The organism is Aquiluna sp. (assembly GCF_965064355.1).
Window position 1 is genome coordinate 1 of sequence record NZ_CBCHRQ010000091.1, and the last position, 3,881, is coordinate 3,881.

The window sequence follows — 3,881 nt, forward strand, 5'->3', positions numbered from 1 at the left end:
TGGTAAGGAAGGGGTCGACAGTTCAATCCTGTCTCGGGGCTCGATCGACAGTGAGCTTACTTACTGCAGTTCGAGGCTGAGTAGCTCAGTTGGTTAGAGCGCACGACTCATAATCGTGAGGTCGCGGGATCGTGCCCCGCCTCAGCTACGTTTGATTTTCACCTTCACATTATTCAGATCTTTTACGTATGGAATCTGATCTACCTCATCCCATTCGACTAGAAAATCAGTCAGCTCAAAGTTGCTGGCCTGTTCGATGAACACAGTCAAAAAAGCCCTAGCCTCAAACTCAGCAAGATTCATGCCAATACAAGCGTGCGGGCCATAGCCAAAGGCTAGATGGGGCTGTTTTCCTCTTTCGATGTTTATAACTTCTGGCATTTCCCAAATCTTTGGATCGTGATTGGCGGAGGCGAAGTGCAGCCGGTAGTACTTGGGCTGATCTTCGCTGAATTCAGCTAGTTTCACCCGCTCGATGGCAGGCAGCGGTGAAAGAAATCTCAGAAGCTCATTGATCAGTGGCTTATCAAGCGTTGGATCTGAAATCAGTTTTTGTAAATCTGATTGGTTGTTTAGCAAATGCCAAACCAGCCCGGAAATCAGTTTGATTACGGTGTCTCTACCGCCAGCCAACAAAACCCCGGCAATGCCTTTGAATTCAATTTCCGTAAGTTCTGCATCCAAGGGCCTGATTGCCTTGAGGTAGCTCCAGACATCCTCGCTGGCGGAGTCCTCCTGCCAAATTCGAGCGAGGTAGGCGTGCAGAACCTCTCCAGAACGCAAAGGAGACTTTGCGGTCCAAACATCTGGGCCCCAGCTTGCCCACTCCTTCAAATCCTGTGGGCGATTGTAGATAACTGTCAGGCAACCAATCACGTAGGGAAGTGCGATGTCTGAGTAAACGTCTATCTCGCCACCTTTGGCTTTTACGTCTCGAAGCAGATCGGCAGCGATCTTTGCAAAGGCTTGACTGTGCGATTCCAGCTTTGGTCTCAGAAACAGCGGCTGAATCGCATGGCGGTAGTCGGTGTGTTTTGGTGGATCAACTTCAAGGGGCAATTGGCGGTAATCGCGCACATCTCGATCCCCTTGCAGGTCCGAGGAGTAAGTCTCATAGTCCTTACCGGCAGCTCTCACAGCTTCGTAACCAGTGATGTTTACGTTGGGCTCTTCCGTAAATGACTTCATTGTTATTCACCTTCACAAATTCAACTCCAGACTAACCTTTAAGCATGGTCAATCCAGAGATTCAGGGTAAGCGTTACCCAAGAACAGCCAGCTACTTGGTTGGGCGAGAGAAAGTGCGCGAATTTGCCAAGGCAGTCATGGCGGCAAAAGAGTCTCAAGACTTGAGCTATGCGCAGTCCAAAGGTTATGCCGACTTGGTTGTGCCACCAACCTTCCCGGTTGTGATCCAAGAACAAAGCTTGTCTCTAGTTCTGTCTGACCCTGAGGCGCGAATCGACTTCTCCCGCGTGGTTCATGGCGACCAGCGCTTTGTCTACCAGCGTCCCATTGTCGCCGGCGATGAGCTGACTTCCGAGCTCACTGTCGCCAGCGTGAAGAGCCTTGGTGGCAACCACATGGTTACCTTTGAGACAGAGATTTTTGATGTCGCAGACAAGTTGGTCTGCACGGCAATTTCAACCCTGGTTGTGAGGGGAGAGTAATGCCTAAGTTTGAGGAACTAACCGTCGGCGATGTTGTCGCCCAGCAAGATTTCAAGATCAGTCGTGACTCCTTAGTTCGCTATGCGGGAGCATCGGGAGATTTCAACACCATTCACTATCGAGACGACATTGCCCAGGCCGTTGGCTTGCCAGGAGTGCTTGCCCACGGGATGTTGACCATGGGAATTTCAATCCAGCCGGTGGTTTCTTGGATCGGTGATGCAGGGCAGGTAGTGGACTACGGAGTGAGGTTTACCAAGCCTGTTGTGGTTCCAGCACAAGGGCATGCAGCTCTCAATGTCAAAGTAACCATCGGTGCTTTGGAAGAAGAAACCAAGCGTGCTCGAGTCGACCTAACCACCACTTTTGAAGAGAACACCGTATTGGGCAAAGCCCAGGCTTGGGTGCAGTTTTGAGCCAAGTTCCCAGTGAGGCAATGGCCAAATTCACCACCATGCAGGTTGGTGGAAAGCCAAAGTCGCTAACCAAATGCGAGAGCACAAAAGAGCTTTACGAGACCGTGCTCAATGCTTGGAACCAAGAGTCGAACTACCAGATTTTGGCCGGTGGTTCGAACACAGTTTTTGCCGATGACATCTCAAATCTCGATGTGATTTTGGTTGCCAATCTTGGCAAGGAAATCGTTAGTGAAACCGAGTCTTCGGTCACGGTTCGCGTTCAAGCCGGCGAGGGTTGGGACGAATTTGTAGCCTGGGCAGTTGAGCACGGTTACGCCGGTATCGAGGCCATGAGCGGCATCCCAGGCAGCGTTGGAGCAACTCCAGTGCAGAACGTTGGCGGTTACGGCCAAGAGGTTTCCGAGACCATCACGCAAATCGAGTTCTTAGACTTTGAGACTTTTGAGGTGGAGGTAAAACCTGCCGAGTTTTTCAACTTCTCATACCGTAACAGCGCTCTAAAGCATGGCCTCAGAGGCGTTATTGGTTGGGTCGAATTTGAGCTGCAAAAGCTTGGCGGGCTGAGCATTCCGATGGCGTCGGGTCAAATCACAAATCACCTTGGTGAACCTTATGGTTCGCAATTACCGCTGCAGTTGGTTCGCGACACCGTGATTGAACTTCGCGCATCTAAAGGCATGGTGGTTCAGGATTCTGATCCATCGAGCGTGAGCTGCGGCAGCTTCTTTACCAACCCTGTGGTTTCAAAAATCAAGGCCTTGGAATTCCCTCAGGACATGCAAAAGTGGTCAATGGAGGATGGCGAAAAATTCAAGCTTTCTGCCGGTTGGTTGATTGAAAACTCTGGCATCCCTAAGGGTTACTCGCTGCCTGGTTCAAAGGCCAAGGTAAGCGATAAGCACGCTCTTGCCATCACCAATGGCGGGGGAGCTAAGTCCAAAGAAATCATCGAACTTGCCAGATTTATTCAGGAGCGGGTAGCCGCAACCTGGGGTATAAACCTTGTGCCTGAACCGAACCTGATTGGGTTTTAGCTAAACAGCTTCTGCAAGCGCTGAATGCCTGCAACCAACTGGTCATCGCCTAGTGCGTAGCTGAGGCGAACATAACCGGATGGACCAAACGCCTCACCTGGAACCATTGCAACTTCTGCTGCATCGAGCGCGTAGTCACAGAGTTCTAGCGAGCTGTTGATCTGCTTGCCACCCCAGTTCCTACCCAAAAGACCAGAGACATCGCTGTAGATGTAGAAGGCTCCCTTAGGGGTTGGAGTAACAACACCTTGGACCTTGCTCATCTCAGCAACCGCAATTTGTCTGCGGCGGTCAAAGGCAGCCAACATGTCCTTCACTGGCTGCTGGTCGCCGGTTAGTGCTGCAAGTGCTGCACGCTGTGAGATGTTAGAAACGTTCGATGACAAGTGTGACTGCAGGTTTGCAGCAGCCTTAGCTGCATCCAACGGAGCAACCATCCAACCCAAGCGCCAACCGGTCATCGCATAGGTCTTTGCAACACCGTTGACCATGATGGTGCGGTCGGCAAGCTCTGGAACCAGTTCGGTGATCGAATAGGCGTAAAGACCGTCGTACGTCAGGTTCTGGTAAATCTCATCCGATACCACCCAGAGGTTTGGCTTAGAAGCCACCCACTGGCCAATCGCCAAGATCTCTTCTTTGGTGTAAACCGCACCGGTTGGGTTAGAAGGTGAGCAAAGCAAAAGTGCCTTGGTCTTAGGGGTGTAAGCAGCTTCAAGCTGAGCAACTGTGACCTTGTAGTCCTGGTCACTGCCAGC

5 protein-coding genes and 1 tRNA gene are annotated in these 3,881 nt (G+C 51.3%); 4 read left to right on the top strand and 2 right to left on the bottom strand.

Going from position 1 to position 3,881, the window contains the following annotated elements:
• The first annotated feature begins 74 nt into the window (after positions 1–74).
• Positions 75–148, top strand: a tRNA-Met gene (locus AC128V_RS06730).
• On the opposite strand, the gene AC128V_RS06735 is transcribed toward AC128V_RS06730, so the two are convergent.
• A complete protein-coding gene (locus AC128V_RS06735) occupies positions 142–1,188 on the bottom strand; it encodes a cytochrome P450 (protein ID WP_482763904.1) in 1,047 nt (348 codons plus the stop codon). The genes AC128V_RS06730 and AC128V_RS06735 overlap by 7 nt on opposite strands.
• Before the next feature lie 44 nt (positions 1,189–1,232).
• On the opposite strand from AC128V_RS06735, the gene AC128V_RS06740 reads away from it, so the two are divergent.
• Genes AC128V_RS06740 through AC128V_RS06750 form a run of 3 tightly spaced genes read left to right on the top strand, consistent with a single transcriptional unit; the run spans position 1,233 to position 3,123 of the window.
• Complete coding sequence (locus AC128V_RS06740; protein WP_482763905.1) at positions 1,233–1,670, top strand: FAS1-like dehydratase domain-containing protein; 438 nt, start codon at positions 1,233–1,235, stop codon at positions 1,668–1,670.
• Positions 1,670–2,086: a MaoC family dehydratase gene (locus AC128V_RS06745; RefSeq protein ID WP_482763906.1), complete on the top strand. Its 417-nt coding sequence runs from the start codon at positions 1,670–1,672 to the stop codon at positions 2,084–2,086. The genes AC128V_RS06740 and AC128V_RS06745 overlap by 1 nt, the downstream gene beginning before the upstream one ends.
• Positions 2,083–3,123 (top strand): UDP-N-acetylmuramate dehydrogenase, encoded by a 1,041-nt coding sequence (locus AC128V_RS06750; RefSeq protein ID WP_482763907.1) that lies wholly within the window; start codon positions 2,083–2,085, stop codon positions 3,121–3,123. Before AC128V_RS06745 ends, AC128V_RS06750 begins: the two co-directional genes overlap by 4 nt.
• Here the strand turns inward: AC128V_RS06750 and AC128V_RS06755 are convergent.
• Positions 3,120–3,881: aminotransferase class I/II-fold pyridoxal phosphate-dependent enzyme (locus tag AC128V_RS06755; protein WP_482763908.1), on the bottom strand; the 762-nt coding region annotated here is incomplete at its 5' end. The genes AC128V_RS06750 and AC128V_RS06755 overlap by 4 nt on opposite strands.